Annotated in this window: 22 protein-coding genes, 5 tRNA genes and 1 pseudogene; 24 read left to right on the forward strand and 4 right to left on the reverse strand. The window is 57.9% G+C overall.

From position 1 onward, the window contains the following. Positions 1–28 precede the first annotated feature (28 nt). The 12 genes from B7D75_RS29330 to B7D75_RS09320 all read left to right on the forward strand — a co-directional run bounded on the left by B7D75_RS29330 (position 29) and on the right by B7D75_RS09320 (position 12,957). On the forward strand, positions 29–1,309 hold the full coding sequence (locus B7D75_RS29330; RefSeq protein WP_124082902.1) for a hypothetical protein: 1,281 nt from the start codon (positions 29–31) through the stop codon (positions 1,307–1,309). After that, positions 1,306–2,448 carry an N-acetyl sugar amidotransferase gene (locus B7D75_RS09270; protein WP_058145897.1) on the forward strand — a complete coding sequence of 381 codons (1,143 nt, stop codon included), beginning with the start codon at positions 1,306–1,308 and terminating at the stop codon, positions 2,446–2,448. The genes B7D75_RS29330 and B7D75_RS09270 overlap by 4 nt, the downstream gene beginning before the upstream one ends. Beyond that, the gene (gene hisH / locus B7D75_RS09275) at positions 2,445–3,059 is read left to right on the forward strand and encodes an imidazole glycerol phosphate synthase subunit HisH (RefSeq protein WP_053813656.1); all 615 of its coding nucleotides are present in this window, start codon (positions 2,445–2,447) and stop codon (positions 3,057–3,059) included. Before B7D75_RS09270 ends, hisH begins: the two co-directional genes overlap by 4 nt. A gap of 1 nt (position 3,060) precedes the next feature. Then, positions 3,061–3,843 (forward strand): AglZ/HisF2 family acetamidino modification protein, encoded by a 783-nt coding sequence (locus B7D75_RS09280; RefSeq protein WP_053813657.1) that lies wholly within the window; start codon positions 3,061–3,063, stop codon positions 3,841–3,843. Positions 3,844–3,876: 33 nt separating this feature from the next. After that, the gene (locus B7D75_RS09285; RefSeq protein WP_053813658.1) at positions 3,877–4,911 is read left to right on the forward strand and encodes a polysaccharide biosynthesis protein; all 1,035 of its coding nucleotides are present in this window, start codon (positions 3,877–3,879) and stop codon (positions 4,909–4,911) included. 3 nt (positions 4,912–4,914) lie between these two features. Next, complete coding sequence (gene wbjC, locus B7D75_RS09290) at positions 4,915–6,036, forward strand: UDP-2-acetamido-2,6-beta-L-arabino-hexul-4-ose reductase (protein WP_012075034.1); 1,122 nt, start codon at positions 4,915–4,917, stop codon at positions 6,034–6,036. A 10-nt stretch (positions 6,037–6,046) separates the two neighbouring features. Further along, positions 6,047–7,177, forward strand: coding sequence for a non-hydrolyzing UDP-N-acetylglucosamine 2-epimerase (gene wecB, locus B7D75_RS09295; protein ID WP_053813659.1), 1,131 nt, complete (start codon positions 6,047–6,049; stop codon positions 7,175–7,177). A 7-nt stretch (positions 7,178–7,184) separates the two neighbouring features. Further along, a complete protein-coding gene (locus tag B7D75_RS09300) occupies positions 7,185–8,438 on the forward strand; it encodes a glycosyltransferase family 4 protein (protein ID WP_034078366.1) in 1,254 nt (417 codons plus the stop codon). Continuing rightward, positions 8,435–9,391, forward strand: a complete 957-nt coding sequence (locus tag B7D75_RS09305) for a UDP-glucose 4-epimerase family protein (RefSeq protein WP_034078369.1) — start codon at positions 8,435–8,437, stop codon at positions 9,389–9,391. The genes B7D75_RS09300 and B7D75_RS09305 overlap by 4 nt, the downstream gene beginning before the upstream one ends. Position 9,392: 1 nt before the next feature. Beyond that, positions 9,393–10,412 carry an MraY family glycosyltransferase gene (locus tag B7D75_RS09310; RefSeq protein ID WP_003150897.1) on the forward strand — a complete coding sequence of 340 codons (1,020 nt, stop codon included), beginning with the start codon at positions 9,393–9,395 and terminating at the stop codon, positions 10,410–10,412. 34 nt (positions 10,413–10,446) lie between these two features. Beyond that, the gene (locus B7D75_RS09315) at positions 10,447–12,444 is read left to right on the forward strand and encodes a polysaccharide biosynthesis protein (protein ID WP_107113936.1); all 1,998 of its coding nucleotides are present in this window, start codon (positions 10,447–10,449) and stop codon (positions 12,442–12,444) included. A 189-nt stretch (positions 12,445–12,633) separates the two neighbouring features. Then, complete coding sequence (locus B7D75_RS09320) at positions 12,634–12,957, forward strand: ComEA family DNA-binding protein (protein ID WP_003150898.1); 324 nt, start codon at positions 12,634–12,636, stop codon at positions 12,955–12,957. Positions 12,958–13,030: 73 nt separating this feature from the next. Here B7D75_RS09320 and B7D75_RS09325 read toward each other — a convergent pair. Both B7D75_RS09325 and B7D75_RS09330 read right to left on the reverse strand, forming a co-directional pair. Beyond that, positions 13,031–13,106, reverse strand: a tRNA-Asn gene (locus B7D75_RS09325). A 68-nt stretch (positions 13,107–13,174) separates the two neighbouring features. Further along, positions 13,175–14,371 (reverse strand): amino acid aminotransferase, encoded by a 1,197-nt coding sequence (locus B7D75_RS09330; protein WP_012075040.1) that lies wholly within the window; start codon positions 14,369–14,371, stop codon positions 13,175–13,177. 186 nt (positions 14,372–14,557) lie between these two features. Here B7D75_RS09330 and uvrB point away from each other — a divergent pair, with 186 nt between their 5' ends. Next, positions 14,558–16,570 carry an excinuclease ABC subunit UvrB gene (gene uvrB / locus B7D75_RS09335; RefSeq protein ID WP_003150902.1) on the forward strand — a complete coding sequence of 671 codons (2,013 nt, stop codon included), beginning with the start codon at positions 14,558–14,560 and terminating at the stop codon, positions 16,568–16,570. Positions 16,571–16,573: 3 nt separating this feature from the next. Here uvrB and B7D75_RS09340 read toward each other — a convergent pair whose 3' ends face one another. Both B7D75_RS09340 and B7D75_RS09345 read right to left on the reverse strand, forming a co-directional pair. Beyond that, positions 16,574–18,073: an MDR family MFS transporter gene (locus B7D75_RS09340; protein ID WP_107114662.1), complete on the reverse strand. Its 1,500-nt coding sequence runs from the start codon at positions 18,071–18,073 to the stop codon at positions 16,574–16,576. 49 nt (positions 18,074–18,122) lie between these two features. Further along, a complete protein-coding gene (locus tag B7D75_RS09345) occupies positions 18,123–19,157 on the reverse strand; it encodes an HlyD family secretion protein (RefSeq protein ID WP_012075042.1) in 1,035 nt (344 codons plus the stop codon). A gap of 102 nt (positions 19,158–19,259) precedes the next feature. On the opposite strand from B7D75_RS09345, the gene B7D75_RS09350 reads away from it, so the two are divergent. From B7D75_RS09350 to B7D75_RS09400, 11 genes and pseudogenes are all read left to right on the forward strand, one after another. Next, the gene (locus B7D75_RS09350) at positions 19,260–20,180 is read left to right on the forward strand and encodes a LysR family transcriptional regulator (protein ID WP_033977391.1); all 921 of its coding nucleotides are present in this window, start codon (positions 19,260–19,262) and stop codon (positions 20,178–20,180) included. Positions 20,181–20,217: 37 nt separating this feature from the next. Beyond that, entirely contained in the window at positions 20,218–21,702 is a 1,485-nt protein-coding gene (gene gltX / locus B7D75_RS09355; RefSeq protein ID WP_043103310.1) for a glutamate--tRNA ligase, read from the forward strand. 198 nt (positions 21,703–21,900) lie between these two features. Next, a tRNA-Ala gene (locus tag B7D75_RS09360) sits at positions 21,901–21,976 on the forward strand. A gap of 48 nt (positions 21,977–22,024) precedes the next feature. Further along, positions 22,025–22,100, forward strand: a tRNA-Glu gene (locus B7D75_RS09365). A 93-nt stretch (positions 22,101–22,193) separates the two neighbouring features. Continuing rightward, positions 22,194–22,269, forward strand: a tRNA-Ala gene (locus B7D75_RS09370). 46 nt (positions 22,270–22,315) lie between these two features. Continuing rightward, positions 22,316–22,391: transfer RNA gene (locus B7D75_RS09375), tRNA-Glu, on the forward strand. A 157-nt stretch (positions 22,392–22,548) separates the two neighbouring features. After that, entirely contained in the window at positions 22,549–23,091 is a 543-nt protein-coding gene (locus B7D75_RS09380; RefSeq protein ID WP_003157993.1) for a TetR/AcrR family transcriptional regulator, read from the forward strand. 11 nt (positions 23,092–23,102) lie between these two features. Next, the gene (locus B7D75_RS09385; protein WP_003157992.1) at positions 23,103–23,960 is read left to right on the forward strand and encodes an alpha/beta fold hydrolase; all 858 of its coding nucleotides are present in this window, start codon (positions 23,103–23,105) and stop codon (positions 23,958–23,960) included. 112 nt (positions 23,961–24,072) lie between these two features. Beyond that, positions 24,073–24,719: pseudogene (locus B7D75_RS09390) on the forward strand (bifunctional 4-hydroxy-2-oxoglutarate aldolase/2-dehydro-3-deoxy-phosphogluconate aldolase). After that, the gene (locus tag B7D75_RS09395) at positions 24,719–25,156 is read left to right on the forward strand and encodes an acyl-CoA thioesterase (RefSeq protein ID WP_012075047.1); all 438 of its coding nucleotides are present in this window, start codon (positions 24,719–24,721) and stop codon (positions 25,154–25,156) included. The pseudogene B7D75_RS09390 and the gene B7D75_RS09395 overlap by 1 nt, the downstream one beginning before the upstream one ends. Before the next feature lie 92 nt (positions 25,157–25,248). Continuing rightward, positions 25,249–26,208 (forward strand): tRNA dihydrouridine synthase, encoded by a 960-nt coding sequence (locus B7D75_RS09400; protein WP_107113937.1) that lies wholly within the window; start codon positions 25,249–25,251, stop codon positions 26,206–26,208. Positions 26,209–26,210 lie beyond the last annotated feature (2 nt).

Consider the following 26,210-nt stretch of genomic DNA (forward strand, 5'->3'; position numbering starts at 1 on the left):
TATTGTGAATAATAATCTGCGAAGACTTATGATTGAATACATCTTGGCGACGAGAAATGAAATTAATATAGATGTACATCTTTATAAGTTAAGTGGTTTACAACCGCGCGAACTTGGCTATCTTCCCCGCCCAAGCAAAGGTCTAGGAGTTGGTAAAGTAGGAGTATTCTTTTTCTACTTGTTGCGTTACTTTTGGCGCTATGGAGCGGCTTATTTTTTCTTTTATCTTGAATGGCTGCGCCTGCGTGGTAAAGTTAGAAAAAATGGAGCCTTCCCATCTTTGAATTTTGATGTTTTCGGATTAGCGTTTTCTTATAGGGTAGCAGATCTAGCATCTTCAAGCATAAAGGGGCAGAGTTTCTGTTGGCTGACCGTTCCTTGGATTAGTTTTGAGTTGGGAGAGGATAGAGCGATAAGCCTTTTTGAGTTTCTTGATAAGGATGACTTGCGTCGAGCTTTCATATTGTCTTGTATGGCGGTGCGTAAGTTAACTATTTTACGGAAGACAAGAAATTGGGAGCTTCAGGGATATACTGCATTCCGTTGGTTTTGTGTACGTTTTGCTTTAGATAAATTGCCGGCAAGCTATTTTCTAATTGGAGAGCACTTCGATCGCTGGGCTGTTCTTGTTGATGCTGTGGTTTCAGCGAAGAGGCGAAATAAATCGGTAACTAATTCGGATAATGGCATTATTATGCTGCAACATGGTTCATTGGCTTCTCTGGGCGAATGTAACTCTGTTGAGGAAACGGACTTTCCAATAAGTTTACCTGTTCGCCTACGGAATGTTGTAAAGCTATACGCATTTGATGATGCTTCAAGATTTATCTTTCGTAGATATATCTTTTCAAAGCTTTGTGCGCTCAGGGATGAAAGCGTAGTTATATATAAACCTCGGCTAAACTTGACACACTTCAAGCATGCCAGACCTGTGAATATTTTATTTGTAGGGCATCCTTTGTGTGAAAGTGCACATGTTGATATTTTTCGGAGGCTCACAGATGAGTTTGTTGTCGGCTTCTATTACAAGCCTCATCCGGTTAATCCATGTTCTTCGAAGGTTTTCAAGGAAGAATGGGTTGTCATCCGCGATAAGGCGCTTTTCCCGAAGGTAGATATGTTGATTTCCTATCCCTCCACTCTGGTGGAGGAGTACGAGTCGATGGGGATTCCTGGTATCATTCATCCTCTAAACATTCAACCCTCTTCGGTGGGGGAAGTATGTGATTCGGCCTCGCGGCTATTGGAGGCGCTAGGCTGCGAAAGGAAGGTTGACCGACAGGGCCAGGAGTTTTTGAGGAAAAAATGAGCAACCACAGCTACAAGATTTGCACGCGCTGCATCATGGATACGTCCGACCCCCATATTCATTTTGATCAGCAAGGTGTCTGTGAGTACTGTCAAAATTTTGACGAGGCAATCAAGCCAAATTGGCACACTGATAAGCATGGCGAAGCTGAGCTCAAGCGTTTGGCCGAGGTGATCAAACGAGATGGGAAAGGTCGTGACTTTGACTGCATTATTGGTTTGAGTGGCGGTCTTGATAGCTCCTACGTCAGTTATGTGGCGAAGGAAAAAATGGGGTTACGCCCTTTATTGTTTCATGTCGATGCTGGATGGAATACGGATCAAGCTGTCGGCAATATTGAGAAACTTGTAGATGGGCTGGGGCTAGATTTATATACAGAGGTGATTAATTGGGAGGAAATGAAGGACCTCCAAGTCGCTTTCTTGAAATCTCAGATTTCAGATCAAGACCTGCCTCAAGATGCTGCGTTCTTTTCAGCACTCTATAAGTTTGCTCGTGCTCATAAAATCAAGTATGTGTTGACTGGCGGAAATTTTTCTACTGAATGCTGTCGTGAGCCGGAGGAGTGGGGTGGGTATCCAGGGATCGATAAGCGTTTATTTAAGGACATACATAAACGGTTTGGGACTCGTACGCTGAAGACCTTCCCTATAGTAGATATACTTGCGTACAAAATCTATTATCGATATGTTCTGGGGATGCAGGTGATAAGGCCTTTAAACCTGCTCCCTTACGTTAAGAAAGATGCAGAAGAAACCCTTCAGCGCTTATACGGTTGGCAGTCATTTCAACATAAGCATCATGAGTCACGTTTTACTCGTTTCTATGAAGACTACTGGTTGCCCCGGAAGTTTGGTTATGAAAAAAGAAGGGCGCACTTCTCTAGTTTGATCATGACTGGCCAAATGACGCGCGAAGAGGCACTTGAACGTATTTCGAAACCAGAAATGGATGAGAACTTTCTACGCTCTGAGTTTGAATACGTGGCAAATAAACTAGATCTTTCCATCGAGGATCTTCAGTTTATTTTTGATGGAGAGAACAAGACATTTCATGATTATAAGAATAAGCATTTCATGATAGGGCTGGGTGCTCGAATTATGAATACTCTGGGTTTGGAACGTAGGTTATTCAGATGATCACTATTATTGACTATGGGATCGGTAATATACAGGCATTTGTCAATGTCTACAAACGTCTGCATATACCTGCGCAGGTGGCTCGTGTAAATTCTGATCTGAAGAACGTAGAAAAACTAGTCCTTCCCGGGGTGGGTTCATTCGATCATGCCATGCTGCGATTTACTGAGTCTGGAATGCGTGAAGCTGTTGAGTTTTTGGTGAAAGATAAAGGTATACCCGTTCTTGGTATTTGTGTGGGTATGCAGATGCTGGCTGACAGAAGTGATGAGGGTAAGTTACCAGGCTTGGGTTGGATTCCTGGCCACGTTCGTTCTTTTCGCTCCGTAACTGGGTTGCAAAATATTGCAATGCCACATATGGGGTGGAATGACGTAGTATCGGTTGGTAACAATCCTCTGTTTAATGGCTTGGAACAGGGGGCGCGCTTCTATTTTTTGCATTCTTTTTACTTTGAAAGCTTGTATCTCGAACATGTCGCTGCGGGAACTTTCTACGGGCATGACTTCAATAGTGCAGTCTCAAGGGACAATATTTTCGGTGTCCAGTTTCATCCCGAGAAAAGCCACCACTTTGGGGTCAAGCTCCTAAAGAATTTCGCGGAACTCTGAAATGCTAAAGCCTAGAATAATTCCTTGCCTGCTCATGCAAGATGGCGGACTTGTCAAAACCGTACGTTTTAAGGATCCACGGTATATCGGTGATCCGATTAATGCGGTCAAGATTTTTAATGAGAAAGAAGCGGATGAGCTGATTATCCTTGACATCGATGCTACCTCGCAGGGTAGAGAACCTGATTATAAGAAGATTGCTAACCTTGCTGCCGAGTGCCGTATGCCCTTGTGCTATGGTGGAGGTATTCGTAAACCAGAGCAAGCGCGTTTAATTATTTCCCTAGGTGTCGAAAAAGTAGCAATCAGTGCTGCTGCAATTGAGGACGCAAACTTAATATCTAAAGTTGCTGAAGAAATAGGTCGGCAAAGTGTCGTCGTTGTTCTAGACCATAAGCAGCGACTATTGAGCAAACAGCATGATGTTTGGACACACAACGGGACACATAATACCAAGCGCAATGTCATTGACGTGGCGAAGCAGATGGAGGATGCAGGTGCCGGTGAGATCGTGCTCAACTCAATTGACAACGATGGACGGTTGTGTGGTTACGAGATAGCGCTTGCCGTCCGTTTACGGGAAGCAGTGAATGTACCTGTTACAATACTTGGTGGCGCCGGTTCGCTGAAGGATATGGGGAGCTTGATTGCAGCCTGTGGAGTGGTTGGTGCTGCGGCTGGCAGTCTTTTTGTGTTTAAAGGCAGCTATCGAGCCGTCCTGATTAACTATCCCAGTTTCCAGCAAAAAACCGATGTAATATTTTCGGTACTGAACTCCCGATAAAAAGGGCGGCCTGCATTCAACTCAGGGCTCATTATGTTTAGCGGAAAAAGACTTCTTATTTCAGGTGGTACGGGTTCTTTCGGTAATGCTGTGCTTAAACGTTTTCTCGACACAGATATTGCGGAGATCCGTATATTTAGCCGTGACGAAAAAAAACAGGATGATATGCGGAAGCATTATGCCAATAGTAAATTGAAGTTCTATGTTGGCGATGTGCGGGACTATCAAAGCGTGCTCACCGCTACGCGCGGGGTTGATTATATATTTCACGCTGCCGCGCTAAAACAAGTTCCTTCGTGTGAGTTTCACCCGATGGAGGCTGTCAAGACTAATGTTATCGGGACAGAAAATTTACTTGAAGCAGCGATCCAGAATGACGTGCGCCGTATTGTTTGTTTAAGCACGGATAAGGCTGTTTATCCCATCAATGCCATGGGAATCTCCAAAGCTATGATGGAAAAGGTGATGGTTGCTAAATCACGTAACCTCGAAACCACCTCAACTGTCATTTGCGGCACTCGTTACGGCAACGTGATGGCTTCGAGAGGATCGGTGATTCCCCTGTTCATTGAGCAGATGCGCTCTGGCAAGCCGCTGACCATCACGGATCCCAGCATGACCCGCTTCATGATGACGCTTTCTGATGCGGTGGATCTGGTGTTATATGCGTTTGAGCATGGCAATAATGGGGATCTGTTCGTACAGAAAGCTCCAGCTGCTACGATCGAGGTATTGGCTAAGGCGCTGACCAGCTTGCTCGGTAAACAAGACTATCCGATCAACGTAATTGGCACCCGGCATGGCGAGAAGCTCTATGAGGCTCTCTTGAGCCGTGAGGAAATGGCTTGCGCCGAAGACATGGGTGACTATTATCGCGTGCCGCCGGATCTGCGCGATTTGAATTACAGCAAGTTTGTAGAGCAAGGTGAAGAAAAGATTTCCCATACGGAAGACTATAATTCACATAATACCGAACGTCTGGATGTCAAGGGTATGCAGGAACTGTTACTGAAGCTTGACTTTGTTCGTGCGATACAACGGGGTGAGCAGGCAAACCCCGAGGAGTAGATCATGAGGGTCTTGATAACCGGCGCAAATGGTTTCGTAGGAAAGAATCTCACCGCGCATCTGGCCGAGCGGGGGGATGTCGAGGTTGTAACCTTTACGCGTGAAAGTAATCTCCAAAGCTTGCCAGAAATGCTTGGCTCGATTGACTTTGTTTTTCATTTGGCTGGTGCCAATCGACCCGAGAATCCAGAGGACTTCAAATCTATAAATTCTGATCTGACCAAGACGCTGTGTGATGCCATTCGGGCAACTGGTCGTTCAATTCCTCTAATTTATACCTCTTCAACACAAGCGGAGTTGCAGAATAGCTATGGCTTGAGTAAGCGCGATGCAGAGGAATACATTCGAAGACTGAACTCCGAAACGGGCTCGCCTGTATATATATTCCGTTTACCTAACGTGTTTGGGAAGTGGTCGCGCCCTAATTACAACTCTGCGGTGGCGACTTTTTGCTATAATATTTCCAGGGATCTTCCTATTCAGGTAAATGATTCTTCGGCTCAAGTAACACTTGTATATATTGATGATGTAATCCAGAAATTTCTGGCTGTCTTGGACGCTCCAACCGCTACTCATGATGTCAGTGTCGAGCCACAATACAAGATTACCGTGGGTGATCTTGCCAAGCAGATACATGCCTTCCGTGATAGCCGAAAATCGCTCGTTACGGAACAGGTGGGAGTAGGTCTGGTACGGGCCTTGTATTCCACCTATTTGAGTTTCCTCCCTGTAAATCGCTTCAGTTACGACCTGCCAATGTATGGCGATGCAAGAGGAACCTTTGTTGAAATGTTGAAAACGCCCGATGCTGGGCAGTTCTCATTCTTTACTGCGCATCCTGGCGTCACTCGTGGTGGACACTATCATCATTCCAAAACGGAGAAGTTCCTGGTGATCAAGGGGACTGCCCGCTTCAAGTTCAGGAATATTTCTACTGGAGCATTTCACGAATTATGCACCCGTGGTGAGAAGGCTGAAGTCGTCGAGACAGTTCCAGGCTGGACGCATGATATAACGAATATTGGTTCCGAAGAGATGATCGTCATGCTCTGGGCGAACGAAATATTTGATCGTGAGCGTCCGGATACCTATGCTTGCCCGGTTGGCGAAGTAAGTGATTTGTAACGAGGCTCTGATGAAGAAGTTAAAGGTTGTCACGGTAGTAGGTACGCGCCCCGAGATCATTCGCCTCTCTCGTGTAATGGCGAAGCTCGACGAGTATTGTGACCATGTTCTCGTCCATACTGGGCAGAATTATGACTATGAGCTCAACGAGATATTCTTTCAAGACCTAGGAATCCGAAAGCCGGATCACTTCCTGAACGCTGCTGGTGTATCCGGAGCGGAAACCATTGGAAATGTAATTATTGCCGTCGATCGAGTACTTTCGGTAGAGCAGCCAGACGCCTTGCTGGTATTGGGAGATACGAATAGCTGTATGGCGGTGCTACCCGCCAAGCGTCGAAAGATCCCAACTTTCCATATGGAAGCGGGCAATCGGTGCTTTGATATGCGCGTTCCCGAAGAGATAAATCGACGAATTGTCGATCACACCGCAGATATCAATCTCACTTATAGCACCATCGCTCGGGACTACTTGTTGCGGGAAGGTTTGCCCCCCGATATGGTTATCAAAACCGGTAGTCCGATGTTTGAGGTTTTGAACTACTATAGGGATGGTATTGAGAGCTCTGATGTGTTGGCGCGGCTGGGCCTGGAGGAAAATAAATTCTTTGTGGTGAGTGCGCATCGAGAAGAAAATATCGACTCTGAAAGCAACTTCCTTTCGTTGGTCGAGACCCTGAATGAAATTTCGGAAAAGTATGAATTTCCCGTAATTGTTTCCACGCATCCGAGAACGATGAAGCGTGTAGAGGCAATGGGCGTCAGGTTTCATGCCAATGTGCGCTTGCTCAAGCCGTTGGGTTTCAAGGACTACAATAAGTTGCAATTGTCGGCCAAGGCGGTTCTTTCCGACAGCGGTACGATCAACGAAGAGTCCTCGATTCTGAATTTCCCCGCCTTGAATATACGTCAGGCTCATGAGCGGCCGGAGGGTATGGAGGAAGCAGCAGTGATGATGGTCGGACTCGGTCGCGAGCGCGTACTGCAGGGGCTGGAGATTCTCGAGAGCCAGTCTCGTGGAGCTAGCCGGCTGCTTCATCTTGTGCATGATTATAGTTGTGATAATGTTTCTGAGAAGGTAGTGCGGATTCTCGTAAGCTATCGGGACTACGTTATGCGCACCGTTTGGAAGAAGTACTAGATTCTTTATGGATAAGACGAAGCTCAAGGTTCTAGTTGTTACGCAGTATTTTTGGCCAGAAAATATGCGTATTAACGACTTGGTTGCTGACTTTGTTGGGAGAGGGCACGAAGTTACGGTTTTGACGGGGTGCCCAAACTATCCCGAGGGCCGGGTCTTTTCCGATTTCAAAGAGAATCCGGCTAGCTATTCCTGCTATCTTGGCGCTTCGGTGATCAGGGTTCCCATGCTTCCACGCGGGCTGCATAGCATACAGCTTGCCTTGAACTACTTGTCTTTCTTCATGAGTGCCTCTTTTTTCGGGGCGTTCAGGCTAAGAAGAAAGAAATTTGATGTGGTCTTTGTTTACGCTGTTTCACCAATAATGGCAGTCATACCTGCGATTGTCATTGGACGTCTAAAAAGAGCACCCGTGTTTGTCTGGGTACTGGACCTTTGGCCAGAGACATTAAGGGCAGTGGGGGTCCTCAAGAGCGATCGAGCTCTTTCTATAGTAGGCAGGGTGGTATCTTGGATCTACAATAGAACGGACTATATATTGGTGCAGTCAAAAGCCTTCATGGATAATGTGGCGAAGTATTGTACCAAGACCATACCCGAAGACAGGGTTATCTATTTCCCGAGTTGGGCCGAGGATGATTTCTCCAATAATGAATCGGCGAGTTCCACCCTCTTGGAAAGAGATGATTCCGTTTTTACCCTTCTGTTTGCGGGAAATGTTGGAGAGGCGCAGGATTTTCCCTCCATTCTGGATGCCGCGGAGCGTCTCCGCCAGGATGTTCCCATGCGTTGGGTGATCGTTGGTGATGGCCGCGCAAGTGCATGGCTTAAGGCCGAGGTTGCAGCCAGGGGGTTGGATAATGTTCTGCTGCTGGGCCGGCATCCTCTTGAGGAGATGCCGCCGCTCTTTGCCTTGGCGGACGCTCTATTTGTGTCGCTGAAGACTAATGAAGTATTCGAAAAGACCATTCCAGGGAAGGTTCAAGCCTACTTGGCTTCCGGCAAACCGGTGATCGCAATGATAGATGGAGAGGCATCCAGGGTGATCTCCGAGGCTGGTGCTGGCTACGCATGCGCTTCCGGCGACGTGGAGGCTCTGGTGGACATCATTCGTCGAGCCGCGGCGCTGACGGGGGAGCAGCGAGAAGGGCTCGGTAGAGCCGGGCGAGAATACTATGAATGCAATTTTTCGAAGCGAACACTTTTGAGTCGCCTGGAGGGGCTCTTCATTGACGCACGCTTGAGAAGGGATGAAAAATGAACAAGGTTTTATTGACCGGTGCTTCAGGATTCGTGGGTAAAGCATTGGCAGGTGAGCTTCTTCGGCAGGGATATGCATTGAACATGGCTTTCCGACAGACTCCTTCAAAGGTGCTAGAAGGCGCTGTCGCTATTCCGGTAGGGAATATCGAGGGTGACACCCTTTGGAGTGATGCTCTTGCAGGCGTCGATACCGTCATTCATAGCGCTGCTCGTGTGCATGTGATGAATGACCATGCTCTCGATCCTTTAGCTGAGTTCAGAAAGGTGAATGTCGAGGGAACACTGAATCTCGCGCGGCAGGCAGCGGCCGCGGGAGTCAAACGTTTCGTCTTTGTCAGCTCCATCAAGGTGAACGGCGAGTCTACGACGGCGGGCAGTCCATTCAAGCCCGACGATGTTCCAGCTCCTTCCGATCCCTATGGAATCTCCAAGCTCGAGGCTGAAATCGGTCTGCGGCAGGTGTGTGAAGAGGCAGGGATGGAATATGCCATTGTTCGTCCTGTTCTGGTCTACGGCCCTGGAGTGAAAGCCAATTTTCTCAATATGATGAAGTGGTTGGACAAAGGTATTCCTTTGCCCCTTGGAGCCATAAAAAATCGGCGTAGTCTGGTGTCGCTGACAAACTTGATGGATATGCTGATTACCGTAGCGAGTCATCCTGCTGCTGCTAATCAGGTATTTCTTGTAAGTGATGGGGAGGACCTGTCTACCACTGGTCTTTTGCGAAGAATGGCGGCAGCAATGGGAAAAAGAGCGAATCTGCTGCCAGTCCCTGAATCGTTGCTGAAGACTGCAGCCCTCTTGTTAGGGAAGAAGTCTGTAGGTCAGAGGCTCTGCGGGTCTTTGCAGGTCGACATCTCTAAGAATAAGCAGTTGTTGGATTGGAATCCGCCGCTTTCTGTGGACCAAGGTCTGCAACGGGTCGCTGAATATTACTTGGAATATCGCTGAAATGTCGATCTGGTGGATTTTATTTCCTGTGGTTTTGGTATCGGCAGGACTTACAGGAGTATTGAGGTTTTACGCCATCTCAAAAAAGGTCATGGATATTCCTAACGCCCGCAGTTCTCACACCGTGCCTACTCCGAGAGGCGGTGGGGTGGCTATCGTTCTGACTTTTCTCCTAGTGGTTTTTTTTCTTCCCCTATTTTCCATTCTGGAATGGCGCCAGGCGTTACTTTTTCTGCTGGGAGGAGGCGGCGTCGCTCTGCTTGGTTTCCTTGACGACCATGGTCACGTGGCTGCACGTTGGCGCCTGCTTGGGCACTTCATGGCTGCACTGGTTTCACTCTTCCTTCTGACTGGTGTGCCGCCGTTCAAGCTACTGGGTTATCAATGGGATTTGGGCTGGGTTGGGGTCGTGCTTTTTGCTTTCTATCTCGTCTGGTTGCTCAATCTTTATAATTTCATGGATGGTATAGACGGCCTCGCAAGTCTGGAAGCTATCTTTGTCTGCGTGGGAGGAGCGCTGGTGTATTGGATGAATGACAAGGCAGCGTTTTCTTTACCCCCCCTGTTGCTGGCTTTTGCTGTTCTCGGTTTCTTGTTTTGGAACTTTCCTCCCGCGAAGATCTTCATGGGTGATGCTGGTAGTGGGTTCCTGGGATTGACTCTAGGAGTGCTATCGATTCAGGCCATGTGGGTTGAGCCAGAGTTCTTCTGGGCATGGCTGATTCTGCTGGGGGTCTTCATCGTGGATGCGACCTATACGCTGGCACGACGCTTATTGCGCGGTGACAAGGTGTATGAAGCCCATCGGAGCCATGCCTATCAGTATGCCTCCAGGCATTTCGGCAAGCATGCTCCTGTTACACTCGGCGTAACCGTACTGAATTTGGTTTGGCTTCTACCCCTGGCGCTATGGGTGGCAAGTGGCCATCTCGAGCCTGTTCTGGGCATCGCCATAGCTTATACACCCCTCGTTTTCCTGGCTGTGAAGTTCAAGGCTGGTAAGCTAGAGTCGGTTGGATAGAACTCTTCAGCTATAGCTATTGAGGGAGTATGGAATGCTAGATCGCTTTAGAGTAAAACTGTTGTCGATGCCTCGTCGGTGGAAGCGTTTGCTTCAAGTGGCAACAGATATCCTGTTGGTGTGGTTATCGCTGTGGTTGGCATTTGTCGTGCGTCTTGGCACGGACGACATGATTGATATTTTCGGCGAGCATGCCTGGCTCTTCATTGCCGCTCCGCTCATCGCCATCCCATTGTTCATTCGCTTCGGCATGTATCGCGCGGTAATGCGCTATCTCGGTAACGATGCATTGATCGCCATCGCCAAGGCGGTGACCATCTCGGCTCTGGTGCTGTCGCTGGTAGTGTACTGGTATCGTGGCGCGCCGGCGCCGGTGCCACGTTCCCTGGTATTCAACTACTGGTGGCTGAGCATGCTGCTGATCGGTGGCCTGCGCCTGGCCATGCGCCAGTATTTCATGGGCGACTGGTACTCCGCTGTCCAGTCGGTGCCGTTCCTCAATCGCCAGGATGGCTTGCCCAGGGTTGCCATCTACGGCGCAGGCGCCGCCGGCAACCAGTTGGTCGCCGCGCTGCGTCTCGGCCGGGCGATGCGTCCGGTGGCGTTCATCGATGACGACAAGCAGATCGCCAACCGGGTCATTGCCGGCCTGCGGGTCTATACCGCCAAGCATATCCGCCAGATGATCGACGAGACGGGCGCGCAGGAGGTTCTCCTGGCGATTCCGTCCGCCACTCGGGCCAGGCGGCGGGAGATTCTCGAGTCCCTTGAGCCGTTCCCGCTGCACGTGCGCAGCATGCCCGGCTTCATGGACCTGGCCAGCGGCCGGGTCAAGGTCGACGATCTCCAGGAGGTGGACATCGCCGATCTGCTCGGGCGCGACAGCGTCGCACCGCGCAAGGAGCTGCTGGAACGGTGCATCCGCAGTCAGGTGGTGATGGTGACCGGGGCGGGCGGTTCGATCGGTTCCGAACTCTGCCGGCAGATCCTGAGTTGCTCGCCCAGCGTGCTGATCCTGTTCGAGCACAGCGAATACAATCTTTACAGCATCCATCAGGAACTGGAGCGTCGGGTCAAGCGCGAGTCGCTTTCGGTGAACCTGTTGCCGATCCTCGGCTCGGTGCGCAATCCAGAGCGCCTGGTCGACGTGATGCGCACCTGGAAGGTCAACACCGTCTATCACGCCGCAGCCTACAAGCATGTACCCATCGTCGAGCACAACATTGCCGAGGGGGTCCTCAACAATGTGATGGGCACCCTGCATGCGGTGCAGGCGGCGGTGCAGGTCGGCGTGCAGAACTTCGTGCTGATCTCCACCGACAAGGCGGTGCGACCGACCAATGTGATGGGTAGCACCAAACGCCTGGCGGAGATGGTGCTGCAGGCGCTCAGCAACGAGTCGGCACCGGTCCTTTTCGGCGACCAGAAGGGTGTGCACCAGGTCAACAAGACCCGTTTCACCATGGTCCGCTTCGGCAACGTCCTCGGCTCGTCGGGCTCGGTCATCCCGCTGTTCCGCGAGCAGATCAAGCGTGGCGGACCGGTGACGGTCACCCACCCGAGCATCACCCGTTACTTCATGACCATTCCCGAGGCGGCCCAACTGGTCATCCAGGCCGGCTCGATGGGGCAGGGTGGGGATGTGTTCGTGCTGGACATGGGACCACCGGTGAAGATTCTGGAGCTTGCCGAGAAAATGGTTCACCTGTCCGGGCTGAGCGTGCGTTCCGAGCGCTCGCCGCATGGCGACATTGCCATCGAGTTCAGTGGCTTGCGTCCGGGCGAGAAGCTCTACGAAGAACTGTTGATCGGCGATAACGTCAACCCTACCGACCACCCGATGATCATGCGCGCCAACGAGGAGCATCTGTCCTGGGAAGCGTTCAAGGGGGTACTGGAGCAATTGCTGACGGCCGTTGGGACGGACGATTATTCGAGAGTCCGCCAACTGCTGCGGGAAACCGTCAGCGGTTATACGCCCGACGGCGAAATCGTCGACTGGATCTATCGCCAGAGACGGCGCGAACCCTGAACGACGAGTCGTGGAAAAGGCCGCCTAGCGGCCTTTTTTGTTTTCGCCGTGCGACGTTTCCGGAGCACTCTACGGAATCGGCTGCTTTGCTGGGGAGGCCGCTGCAAGGTCCTTTCTGAGAGATATGGTGGCGTCGTGGACGGGCTAGAAGCTCTCCGCATGGTCATTCATCTCTGAAGGAGTGCAAGCATGCACCTAATCAAATCCGCCTTGTTCCTCATCCTGTTCGCCTGCCTGCCGTTTTCGGCTTCCGCCGCGCCGGCCGCCGCCAAGCCTCCGGTGGTCGCGACAACGCCGACGGAGGCGTCGACAGCGGAGGTGGTCAATATCAATACGGCCGACGAGGCGACGCTGGTGCGTGGGTTGAACGGCGTCGGCGAGGTCAAGGCCAAGGCGATCGTCGAATACCGAACGGCTCATGGTCCGTTCGTTTCGCTGGATCAGTTGCTGGAAGTGAAGGGCGTGGGACCGGCGCTGCTGGAGAAGAACCGGGAGCGGATCGCCATAGAGTGAAGCGTCCGAAGAGGAAAGAAATACGTTCCCTGTAACGAAAAAGCCCTCGGCATGTGCCGAGGGCTTCTGAATTTGGCTCCGCGACCTGGACTCGAACCAGGGACCCAATGATTAACAGTCATTTGCTCTACCGACTGAGCTATCGCGGAACAGCGAGGCGTATGTTACTGATTAAAAAGGGGAAGTCAAGCCTCTGCCGATGACTTCCCCATTTTTCCTACAGGACCTGGACGATGGCCTTGGTGATGGTCTCGAGGTTCGATTTGTTCAGCGCGGCGACGCAGATGCGGCCGGTGCTGACGGCGTAGATGCCGAACTCGGTCTTCAAGCGCTCGACCTGTTCGGCGGTCAGGCCGGAATAGGAGAACATGCCGCGCTGCCGACCGACGAAGCCGAAGTCGCGCTTGGCGCCCTGGGCTGCCAGTTGCTCGACCATCGCCAGGCGCATGTCGCGGATGCGGTCGCGCATCTCGCCCAGTTCCTCTTCCCACAGGGCGCGTAGTTCCGGACTGTTGAGCACGGCGGAGACCACGCTGGCGCCGTGGGTCGGCGGGTTCGAATAGTTGGTACGGATCACCCGCTTCACCTGGGACAGCACGCGGGCCGCTTCGTCGCGGCTTTCGGTGACGATCGACAGGGCGCCGACACGTTCGCCGTACAGCGAGAAGGACTTGGAGAACGAACTGGAAACGAAGAAGCTCAGGCCGGACTGGGCAAACAGGCGCACAGCGGCGGCGTCTTCCTCAATGCCGTTGCCGAAGCCCTGGTAGGCGATGTCGAGGAACGGCACATGGCCCTTGGCCTTGAGCACGTCCAGCACCTGCTTCCAGTCGTCCAGTTCGAGATCTACGCCGGTCGGGTTGTGGCAGCAGGCGTGCAGGACCACGATCGAGCGGGCCGGCAGGGCGTTCAGGTCTTCCAGCAGGCCGGCGCGATTCACGCCGTTGCTGGCGGCGTCGTAGTAACGGTAGTTCTCCACGGGGAAGCCGGCGGCCTCGAACAGCGCACGGTGGTTTTCCCAGCTCGGGTCGCTGATGGCCACGGTGGCTTCGGGCAGCAGGCGCTTGAGGAAATCGGCGCCGAGCTTGAGAGCGCCGGTACCGCCGACGGCCTGGGTGGTGACCACGCGACCTTCGGCGAGCAGCTCGGAGTCGTTGCCGAACAGCAGTTTCTGCACGCCCTGGTCATAGGCGGCGATGCCCTCGATCGGCAGGTAGCCGCGCGGCGCGTGGGCCTCGATACGCGCCTTCTCTGCAGCCTGCACGGCGCGCAACAGCGGAATGCGCCCCTCCTCGTTGTAGTACACGCCCACGCCCAGGTTGATCTTGCCCGGGCGGGTATCGGCGTTGAACGCTTCGTTCAGGCCAAGGATGGGGTCACGGGGTGCCATTTCGACGGCAGAAAACAGACTCATTTTGCGGCTGCTCGGAGTGTGAAGAGAGGAGGGCAACGCAACCCGTTGTGCGGGGGCGCAAAGGGTTGCGCAAACGGGGGGTTATTATAGACACCCCTTGATGCATGCTGCGACATTTAGGTGCATGCTTTCAGCTATTTCTGACGCCCGATTTTCTGCGGCGTCACAGGTCCTGCGAGGTTTCCAATGGATACGTTCCAACTCGACTCGCGCTTCAAGCCCGCCGGCGACCAGCCGGAGGCCATCCGGCAGATGGTCGAGGGGTTGGAGGCGGGGCTTTCGCACCAGACCCTGCTCGGAGTGACGGGGTCGGGCAAGACCTTCAGCATCGCCAACGTGATCGCCCAGGTGCAGCGCCCGACCCTGGTCCTGGCGCCGAACAAGACCCTGGCGGCCCAGCTCTACGGGGAGTTCAAGACGTTCTTTCCGCATAATTCGGTGGAGTACTTCGTTTCCTACTACGACTACTACCAGCCGGAGGCCTACGTACCATCCTCCGATACCTATATCGAGAAGGACTCGTCGATCAACGACCACATCGAGCAGATGCGCCTGTCGGCGACCAAGGCGCTGCTCGAGCGGCCGGATGCGATCATCGTCGCCACCGTGTCGTCCATCTACGGCCTCGGCGACCCCGCCTCGTACCTGAAGATGGTCCTGCACCTGGACCGCGGCGACCGCATCGACCAGCGCGAGCTGCTACGACGCCTGACCAGCCTGCAGTACACCCGCAACGACATGGACTTCGCCCGCGCGACCTTCCGTGTGCGTGGCGACGTGATCGACATCTTCCCGGCCGAATCCGATCTCGAGGCGATCCGTGTCGAGCTGTTCGACGACGAAGTGGAAAGTCTCTCGGCCTTCGACCCGCTCACCGGCGAGGTGATCCGCAAGCTGCCGCGCTTCACCTTCTACCCCAAGAGCCACTACGTGACTCCGCGCGAGACGCTGCTGGAGGCGGTCGACCAGATCAAAGCCGAACTCAAGGAACGCCTGGACTACCTGCGCAACAACAACAAGCTGGTGGAAGCGCAGCGCCTGGAGCAGCGCACGCGTTTCGACCTGGAGATGATCCTCGAACTGGGCTACTGCAACGGCATCGAGAACTACTCGCGCTACCTTTCCGGGCGCGCCCCCGGCGAGCCGCCGCCAACGCTCTATGACTACCTGCCGGCCAACTCGCTGCTGGTCATCGACGAATCGCACGTCAGCGTTCCGCAGGTCGGCGCGATGTTCAAGGGCGACCGCTCGCGCAAGGAAACCCTGGTGGAATACGGTTTCCGTCTGCCTTCGGCTTTGGACAATCGGCCGCTGCGCTTCGAAGAGTGGGAGGCGGTGAGTCCGCAGACCATCTTCGTTTCCGCGACCCCCGGGCCCTACGAGGCGGAGCATGCCGGGCGGGTCATCGAACAGGTGGTACGACCCACCGGCCTGGTCGATCCGGAGATCGAGGTGCGCCCGGCGATGACCCAGGTCGACGACCTGCTGTCGCAGATCCGCCAGCGCGTGGCCAAGGACGAGCGGGTGCTGGTGACCACCCTGACCAAGCGCATGGCCGAAGACCTCACCGATTATCTCGGCGATCACGACGTGCGGGTCCGCTACCTGCACTCGGACATCGATACCGTCGAGCGGGTGGAGATCATCCGCGACCTGCGCTCCGGCGCCTTCGACGTGCTGGTGGGAATCAACCTCCTGCGCGAGGGCCTGGACATGCCGGAGGTATCGCTGGTGGCGATCCTCGACGCGGACAAGGAAGGTTTCCTGCGCTCGGAGCGCTCGCTGATCCAGACCATCGGTCGTGCCGCGCGCAACCTGCACGGCAAGGCGATTCTTTACGCCGACAACGTCACCGGCTCGATGCAGCGCGCGATCGACGAGACCGAGCGGCGGCGGGCCAAGCAGATCGCCTTCAACGAAGCCCACGGCATCGTGCCCAAGGGCGTGCGCAAGGACATCAAGGACATCCTCGAGGGCGCGGTGGTGCCCGGCGCGCGCGGCAAGCGCAAGGGCGTGGCCAAGGTCGCGGAGGAGAGCGGGCGCTACGACAACGAACTGCGTTCGCCGAGCGAGATCAGCAAGCGCATCCGCCAGCTGGAGGAAAAGATGTACCAGTTGGCTCGCGACCTGGAGTTCGAAGCCGCGGCGCAACTGCGCGACGAGATCCAGACGCTGCGCGAGCGCCTGGTCAACGTCTGATCCTCAGTGCGCCCCGGCGTCGGCGCGGGCGCCGCTGCCGACCGGCAGCGAGCGGGTGAGCAGCACCGCGAGCATGCTCACGGCGAGAACGATGCCGATGACATGGAAAGCATCGTTGTAGGCCATGATCATCGCCTGCTGGTGGGTGATCTCGCTGAGTTTGCCCAGCGCCGCCTGCTGGCTGCCCAGTTGCGCGGCCAGTTGCGCGAGGCGTTCGTCGACCTGCGGGTTGGTCGGCACCAGGGCTTCGCGCAGATAGTCGAAGTACACCTTGGCGCGACTGTCGAGCAGGGTCGCGAGCAGGGCGATGCCGATGGCTCCGCCGAGGTTGCGCAGGATGTTGAACAGGCTCGAGGCCGAGCCGGCGTCCTGTGGCTGCAGGAAGGCGGTGGCGATCAGCGAAATGGTCACCATGATCATCGGCTGGCCGAGGGCGCGCAGTAGCTGGATCTGGTTGAACTGCGGTCCGGCGAAGTCCGGGTTGAGCACCCCGGAGAAGAAGCTGGCAAGGCCGAACAGGCCGAAGCCGGCGGCGCAGAGCAGGCGTGGCGAGACCAGCTTCATCAGCTTCGGAACCAGCGGGATCAGGAACAGCTGGGGAATGCCCATCCACATGATCACCTCGCCGATCTGCATGGCGTTGTAGCCCTGGATTTGCGCCAGGTACAGCGGCAGTACGTAGATCGAGCCGTACAGGCCCATGCCCAGGCCGATGCTGGAAATACTCGCGAGGCCGAAGTTGCGGTTGCGCAGGATGCCCAGGTTGATCAGCGGGTTCGGCCGCGACAGCTGCAGGATGACGAACAGGACCAGACTGAACAGGGCGACGCTGCCGAGGCTGACGATCAGTTGCGACTCCAGCCAGTCCTTGCGGTGACCTTCCTCGAGGAATACCTGTAGGCAGCCCAGGCCGATGCCGAGGGTGACGATGCCGGCGTAGTCGGTACTCTTCAGCAGCTCCCAGTGCGGCGCCTTTTTCTCCAGGCCGTAGAGCAGCCCGGCGATCATCAGCAGGCCCGGCGGCACATTGATATAGAAGATGTATTCCCAGCCGAAGTTTTCCGTCAGCCACCCTCCCAGGGTCGGTCCGATGGAGGGCGCGAAGGTGGCGGTGATGGCGAACAGCGCCATGCCCTTGGGGCGGTGGTGTTCCGGCAACTTGACCAGGGCCAGGGTGAACGCCAGCGGAATCAGCGCGCCGCCGGTGAAACCCTGCATGGCGCGGAACACGATCATGCTTTCCAGGTTCCAGGCGAACGAGCAGAGCAGCGAGGACACCAGGAAGCCCACCGAGATCATTACCGCCAGGCGCCGTGCCGAGAGCAGTTGCACCAGCCAGGCGGTCATCGGGATCATGATGATCTCCGCCACCAGGTAGGAGGTTGAAATCCACGAGCCTTCCTCGAGGGTCGCCGCCAGCGCGCCCTGGATGTCCTTCAGCGAGGAGTTGGTGATCTGGATGTCGAGCACCGCCATGAATGCGCCGAGCATGGCGCTGAGCACCGCGATCCAGTCGCGCCGGGTCGGTTCGCCAAGCGGCCGGGCCAGCGCCTCAGCGGTCACGGAGCTCGACCTCGGCTTCGACGGACATACCGGGGCGGATGCGGCCATGCAGCGGGTTGTCGGCGTCGAACACGATCTTCACCGGGATGCGCTGCACCACCTTGGTGAAGTTTCCGGTGGCGTTGTCCGGTGGCAGCAGGCTGAACTGCGCGCCGGAAGCGGCGAACAGGCTGTCGATGCGGCCGTCGATAGGCGTGTCGGGGAAGGCGTCGAAGGTCAGGCGCGCCTTCTGTCCGTCGCGCATGCGGCCGACCTGGGTTTCCTTGAAGTTGGCCTGGACCCAGATGTCCTCGTCCGGCACCAGCGACAGCAAATGGGTACCCACCTGCACGTACTGGCCGTTGCGCGCGCTGCGCTGGCCGACCAGGCCGCTGATCGGCGAATGGATCAGGGTGCGTGACAGGTTGATCTCGGCTTGCGCCAGTTCGGTGCGGGCGCTGGCGATCTGCGCTTCCAGGCGCTTGATCTCGGCGCCCAGGGTGTCGCGCTGGACGCGTTGGGCCTCGAGGTCGGCGCGGGCCTTGGCCAGTTGCGAGCGGGCAACATGGTTGTCGGCGGTGAGGGTAGTGACCCGTTCCTCGGAAACGTAGCCGGGCTTGCGCAGGGCTTCGGCACGGTTCAGGTCGATCTGTGCGCGACCGAGGGTTGCCTGGCTGGCGTTGACGTCGGCGGCGCTGGCGGCGATCAGGCTGCTCTGCTGCACCAGCTTGCTGCGCGCCTGGGCCAGTTCCGCCTCGCGGGTCGCCAGCGCGGCCTGGGCGCGCTCGACGGCGAGCTTGAAGTCGGCGTCTTCCAGGCGTACCAGTAGCTGGCCCTTGTCCACGTGCTGGTTGTCGCGCACCAGGACTTCCTCGACCCGTGCGCCCAACTGGCTGGCCACCCGCGTGATCTCGCCCTGGACGTAGGCGTTGTCGGTGCTTTCCACGTGGCGGCCGACGAACCACCAGTGCAGGAAGAAGGCCAGGGCGATCAGGCCGACGGCCACCAGGAAGACGGTCAGGCGACGTTTGAGTTGGGCGGGCATGGGTGGAGTGTTCCGTCGGCAAAATTCGGCCAATCTAGCAGTGTTCCGCCGGACGTTATAGGCGCTACACTTCGGACTCTTTGTTGCTTATAGGGAACAATAATGGGGCTTGATGATGCGCTGATCTTCACCCGCGTGGTGGAGTACCACAGCTTCACCCAGGCCGCGCAGAGCCTGGGCATGCAGAAGTCCACGGTGAGCCGGCGCATCGCCCTGCTGGAGGAGCGCCTGGGCGTGCGGCTGCTCAATCGCACCACCCGCAAGTTGCGCCTGACCGAAGTGGGGCAGGCCTACTACGAGCGCTGCCGGCAGATCATGCACGATTTCGCCGAGGCCGAGCAGGCAGTGATGCAATTGCAGCAGGCGCCCTCCGGATTGCTGCGGATCACTTCGCCGATCGAATTCGGGCAGATGTTCCTCGCCGGGCTGCTGGGAGATTTCATGCGCCAGTACCCGCTGATCACCGCCGAAGTCGAGCTGGCCTCGCGCAGCGTCGATCCGCTGCAGGAAGGCGTCGACATCGTGATCATGGTCGGCCAGCCCGAGGACTCGACTCTGGTCGCCCGTCGCCTGCTGGCCACCGGGCGCTGGCTCTGCGCCAGCCCCGGCTACCTGGCCGAGCACGGTACGCCCGGCTCGGTGGCCGAACTCGCCGGACATCGCGCGGTGCTGTTGTCCACCGACTCGCAGCGCTACTGGCCGCTGTCCGGCGACAGCCTGCCCTGCCAGCGGGTACTGTCCTGCAACAACATCACCTTCGCCCGCGAGGCGGTGGTCGCCGGCGCGGGCATTGCCGCGCTGCCGGCACTCATCTGCGAGGAGAGCGTGCGCAACGGGCGCCTGGTGCGCCTGCTGCCGGACGTGCCACTGCCGGTGGGTGAGCTGTACGCGGTCTATCCGTCGCGGCGCTTCCAGGCAATGAAGGTCAAGGCCTTCCTCGATTTCCTGATCAGCCGCCTGCCGGCCGACAGCGGCCGTTTACTGGAGCCCGAGGCGGCCCGCCTGATAACATCGCGCCCCTGAGTTTTCGTTTTCACTTCCGCTTGGCAAGAGAATCTCCATGACCACTGTTCGTACTCGCATCGCCCCGTCGCCGACGGGCGACCCGCACGTCGGTACCGCATACATCGCGCTGTTCAACCTGTGCTTCGCCCGTCAGCACGGCGGCCAGTTCATCCTGCGCATCGAGGATACCGACCAGCTGCGTTCGACGCGGGAATCCGAGCAGCAGATCTTCGACGCCCTGCGCTGGCTCGGCATCGAGTGGGACGAGGGCCCGGACGTCGGCGGGCCGCACGGCCCTTACCGGCAGAGCGAGCGCGGGCACATCTACAAGAAGTACTCGGACGAGCTGGTCGAGAAGGGCCACGCCTTCACCTGCTTCTGCACCCCCGAGCGCCTCGATGCGGTTCGCGCCGAGCAGATGGCGCGCAAGGAGACCCCGCGCTACGACGGCCACTGCATGCACCTGCCGAAGGACGAGGTGCAGCGCCGCGTCGCCGCCGGCGAGTCCCATGTCACTCGCATGAAGGTGCCGACCGAGGGTGTCTGCGTGGTGCCGGACATGCTTCGCGGCAACGTCGAGATCCCCTGGGACCGCATGGACATGCAGGTGCTGATGAAGGCCGACGGCCTGCCGACCTACTTCCTCGCCAACGTGGTCGACGACCACCTGATGGGCATCACCCACGTCCTGCGCGGCGAAGAGTGGCTGCCGTCGGCGCCCAAGCTGATCAAGCTCTATGAGTATTTCGGCTGGGAACAGCCGCAGCTGTGCTACATGCCGCTGCTGCGCAACCCGGACAAGAGCAAGCTGTCCAAGCGCAAGAACCCGACCTCTATCACCTTCTACGAGCGCATGGGCTACCTGCCGCAGGCGCTGCTCAACTACCTCGGGCGGATGGGCTGGTCGATGCCGGACGAGCGCGAGAAATTCACCCTCGCCGAGATGATCGAGCATTTCGACCTGTCGCGCGTCTCCCTGGGCGGACCGATCTTCGACCTGGAGAAGCTCTCCTGGCTGAACGGGCAGTGGATCCGCGAGCAGTCCGTGGAAGAGTTCGCCCGTGAGGTGCAGAAGTGGGCGTTGAATCCCGAGTACCTGATGAAGATCGCTCCGCACGTGCAGGGACGGGTGGAGAACTTCAGCCAGATCGCGCCGCTGGCCGGCTTCTTCTTCAGCGGCGGGGTGCCGCTGGACGCTTCGCTGTTCGAACACAAGAAGCTCGATCCGACCCAGGTCCGCCAGGTCCTGCAACTGGTGCTGTGGAAGCTCGAGTCCCTGCGCCAGTGGGAGAAGGAGCGCATCACCGGCTGCATCCAGGCGGTCGCCGAGCACTTGCAGCTCAAGCTGCGCGACGTGATGCCGCTGATGTTCCCGGCCATCACCGGCCACGCCAGCTCGGTCTCGGTGCTGGACGCCATGGAGATCCTCGGCGCCGACCTGTCGCGCTATCGCCTGCGCCAGGCCCTGGAGCTGCTGGGCGGGGCGTCGAAGAAGGAAACCAAGGAGTGGGAGAAGATCCGCGACGCCATTCCCGGCTGACCGGCTTGCCGATTCCTATCACGAGGCCCGCCCGGTTGCGGGCCTCGTTTTTTCGGGAGGGGAGGTAAGTGATTGTTCTTCCGATAAAAATTTTTAGGTTTCGATGAAAAATAATGTTGACAGCCTCGAGCCTCACCCTTAGTATGCGCCCCGTCTTCACGACGAACTCAACGAAGTGAAGCGATCCAGCGGTACTTTGGGGCTATAGCTCAGCTGGGAGAGCGCTTGCATGGCATGCAAGAGGTCGACGGTTCGATCCCGTCTAGCTCCACCAAATTGCCGGGAATACGCGGTCGGTTTTGCGGATTCCTACGAAGGTTACGTCCCCTTCGTCTAGTGGCCTAGGACACCGCCCTTTCACGGCGGTAACAGGGGTTCGAGTCCCCTAGGGGACGCCACTTCATGTTCATCCGTCCCAGCAATGGATGAGCGTGTCGACGATCGGAAGGTCGTCGAAGCGATCCGAGGATCGCCCGCCTGATGGCGAATTCGGGGCTATAGCTCAGCTGGGAGAGCGCTTGCATGGCATGCAAGAGGTCGACGGTTCGATCCCGTCTAGCTCCACCACATTCCAAGGCCAGCATCGCTGGCCTTACTTTTCGAAGGTTTCATTGTCCCCTTCGTCTAGTGGCCTAGGACACCGCCCTTTCACGGCGGTAACAGGGGTTCGAGTCCCCTAGGGGACGCCACTTTTTCCCGCTCTGCGGGGCTCTATAGGGCCATTCCGAATTGGAATGGCCCTTTTGTTTTTTCCCTTTCCGAATTTCTGACAGGCGGTGCGGCCATGTGTTTGCCGATTTTTATTATGAGTATAATATTTTATTCATAATATTTTCGGAGGCCGTCATGAGCGACAAGAAAACCCAGACCCGTGCCCGCATCCTTGGTGCCGCCACCCAGGCCTTGCTCGAGCGGGGCGCCGTCGAGCCTAGCGTTGGGGAAGTGATGGGCGCGGCGGGGCTCACCGTCGGCGGCTTCTATGCCCACTTCCAGAGCAAGGATGCGCTGATGCTCGAGGCGTTCGAGCAATTGCTCGGCAAGCGTCGCGAACTGCTCGGCGAGCTCGACCCCGGATTGTCGGGGAAGGAGCGCCGGGCCTTGGCGGCCGCCTTCTACCTGTCGCGCAAGCATCGGGACGCTCAGGTCGACGCCGGTTGTCCGCTACCGGCGACCCTGGCCGAGGTGGCGCGCCTGCCGGAAGGGTTTCGCGAGGTCTTGAGCAGGCATGTCGAGATCATGGTTGCCAGCCTGGCGGAAAGTCCCGAGGAAGCCGACGTCGCCCTGGCCGATCTGGTGTTGATGATCGGCGGTTTGGCACTGGCCCGGGCGTTGGGGCCGGGCGAGCTGTCCGACCGGGTTCTGCGTGCCGCCAAGCAGGCGGTGAACTGAGGAGGTGCGAGATGAGCAGCCTGGCCTGGATTCGCGGCTTCAACGGGACGATCGGACGCATCGCGCCGCGTTGGACGGCCGAGCGTATGCGGCGGGCATTCATGATGCCCGGCGAGTGGCCGCCGAAGGATTGGGAGCTACCGCTGCTGGCCAGCTCGGAGCGCGTCACCCTGCGCTTCGGGCTGTCGGCGTTGCGCTGGGGGGAGGGGCCGGCGGTATTGCTGCTGCATGGTTGGGGCGGCCGGCCGACGCAGTTCGCCCATCTGATCGAGCAACTGGTTGGCGCGGGTTATTGCGTGTTCGCCCTCGATGCGCCGGCCCATGGCCGTTCGCCGGGCCGCGAGGCGCATGTGGTGCTGTTCGCCCATGCCTTGCTGGAGGCCGCTGGCGAGTTGCCGCCGCTGCGTGCGGTGGTCGGTCACTCCCTGGGTGGCGCGGCGGCGTTGCTGGCGGCCCAGATGGGGCTGCGCAGCGAGGCGCTGGTGACGGTCTCGGCGCCGTCGCGGATTCTCGAACAGTTGCGCCTGTTCGCTCGTTTCGTCGGTTTGCCGGCCCTGGCCCGCTCGCATTTCATCCGCCTGGTCGAGCGCCAGGCAGGCATTCCCGCGGCGAGCCTGGACGTGGCGCGCTACCGTCTGGAAATGCCCGGACTGGTGGTGCATGCCGACGACGACGCGCGCGTCGCGGTGGAAAATGCCGAGCGCATCCATGCCGCCTGGCCGGGCAGTCGCTTGCTGCGCTTGCCGGGCGGCGGGCACCACCGGCTGCTCGGCGAGCGCAGGTTGAGCGAGTCGCTGCTGGCGCTGCTCGAGGAGCGCCCGGCGATGCGCGCTTGCCTGCGTGTGGAAAAGGCGACGAGCGCTTCCTGAGGCGCGTGGCAGAGGGCTTGTCGTTGTCCTGACCTCGGTTCTTCGGTAAAAAGCGCTGTGGCCCGCGCGGAGCGTTCCGGCGCGGCGAACCGTTTCGAATCGAGGAATGCCCATGACATTGCCGCTGGATCGGGTCCTGCTACAGGCCAGCCCGGTATTGCCGGTGCTGGTGATCGAGGACGTGGCGCTGGCGCCCGACCTGGCGCGCGCGTTGTATGCGGGTGGCGTCACGGTGCTGGAAGTGACGCTGCGCACGCCGCAGGCGCTGGACGCGATCGCCGCCATCCATCGCGAGGTGCCCGAAGTCCTGCTGGGGGCGGGTACCCTGATCCACACCGAGCAGTTCCTCGAGGCGCGCGACGCGGGCGCACAGTTCGCCGTCAGTCCCGGATGCACGCCGCGCCTTGCCGCCGCCGCCGAGGATGCCGGCCTGCCATACCTGCCCGGGGTGATGACACCTTCGGAAGTGTTGCTGGCGCTGGAGTACGGTTATCGCTCGCTGAAGCTGTTTCCGGCCGATGGCACTGCCAGTGTGAAAATGCTGAAAAGCCTGAAGGGGCCGTTCACCGGTATTCGCTTCTGCCCGACCGGCGGGGTGAACCTGGACAACCTGCTGAATTTCCTGCGCCTGCCCAACGTCGCCTGCGTCGGCGGCACCTGGCTGGCGCCCCCAGTCTGATCCGGGCGCGCGCCTGGGACCAGATCACCCAACTGGCCAGGGAAGCGCGCGACCTGGCCGGCAGCCTGGAGCCGCATTGATGAACTGGGATTATGCCGAGCCGTTCGTGATCGACCTCCGCGTCCTCGCCGAGGACATCGACGGACTCGGCCATGCGAACAACGCCGTCTACGTCAGTTGGCTGGAGCGCTGCGCCTGGCGCCATTCCCAGCGCCTGGGCCTGGATCTGGCCGAATACCGCCGGCTGAACCGGGCGATGGCGGTGGTCCGGCACGAGATCGATTACCTGGCGGCGGCCTACGAGGGCGACGAGTTGCAACTGGCGACCTGGATCGTCGAGTCCGACCAGCGCCTGCGGATGAACCGGCGCTTCCAGTTGGTACGCCCGGCGGATGGCGCCACGCTGCTGCGGGCGCAGACCACCTTCGTCTGCATCGAACTGTCCAGCGGCAAGCCGAAGCGGATGCCGGCGGAATTCATCGACGGCTACGGCCAGGCTCTGCTCGCCGGCGCCTGACCCGCTGCACGTCGGTCGGCAGGCATTCGCACTTTGTTCCGGGCGGCGGATTCTCTAGAATCCGCCGCCTGTCATTTTCGAGGTAGTGGTTCGTGCAAATCGCCCTGGCGCCGATGGAAGGTCTGGTGGATGAAATCCTCCGCGACGTGCTGACCCGCGTCGGCGGCATCGATTGGTGCGTCACCGAATTCATCCGCATCACCGATCGCCTGCTGCCGGCCACGGCTTTCCACAAGCTGGCGCCGGAGTTGCGCGACGGCAGCCGGACTCGCGCCGGGACGCCGATGCGTGTCCAACTGCTCGGCTCAGATCCGGCGTGCCTGGCGGATAACGCCGCGTTCGCCTGTGAGCTGGGCGCCCCGGTGATCGACCTGAACTTCGGTTGTCCGGCCAAGACCGTGAACCGCTCGCGCGGTGGCGCGGTGTTGCTCAAGGAGCCGGAGCTGATGCACGACATCGTCGCCGCCGTGCGTCGCGCGGTGCCGGGCGAGACTCCGGTGACCTCGAAGATGCGCCTGGGCTACGACAGTCCCGACGGCGCCCTGGATTGCGCGCGGGCCCTGGCCGACGGCGGCTCGGCCCATGTCGTGGTGCATGCCAGGACCAAGGTCGACGGCTACAAGCCGCCGGCGCACTGGGAATGGGTGGCGCGGGTGGCCGAGGCGGTGCGCGTGCCGGTCTTCGCCAATGGCGAGGTCTGGACCCTCGACGACTACCTGCGTTGTCGCGAGATCAGCGGGGTCGAGGACATCATGCTCGGTCGCGGACTGGTCTCGCGTCCTGGCCTGGCTCGGCAGATCGCCGCCTGGCGCGACGGCGGCGAGATCCGCGAGATGCCCTGGAGCGAGTTGCTGCCGCTGCTCCGCGATTTCTGGTTGCAGGCCCGGCGCAAGCTGGCGCCGCGCTATGCGCCGGGGCGCCTCAAACAGTGGCTGGGCATGCTCACCCGTACCTATCCCGAGGCCGCCGAGCTGTTCGCGCAGATCCGCCGGGAAAGCGATTGCGAGACCATCGATCGGCTGCTGCAGGTGTCGTTCAGCCAGGCGGCCTAGGG

The sequence above is a fragment of the Pseudomonas paraeruginosa genome, assembly GCF_003025345.2.
In the GTDB taxonomy this organism is placed as follows: domain Bacteria; phylum Pseudomonadota; class Gammaproteobacteria; order Pseudomonadales; family Pseudomonadaceae; genus Pseudomonas; species Pseudomonas paraeruginosa.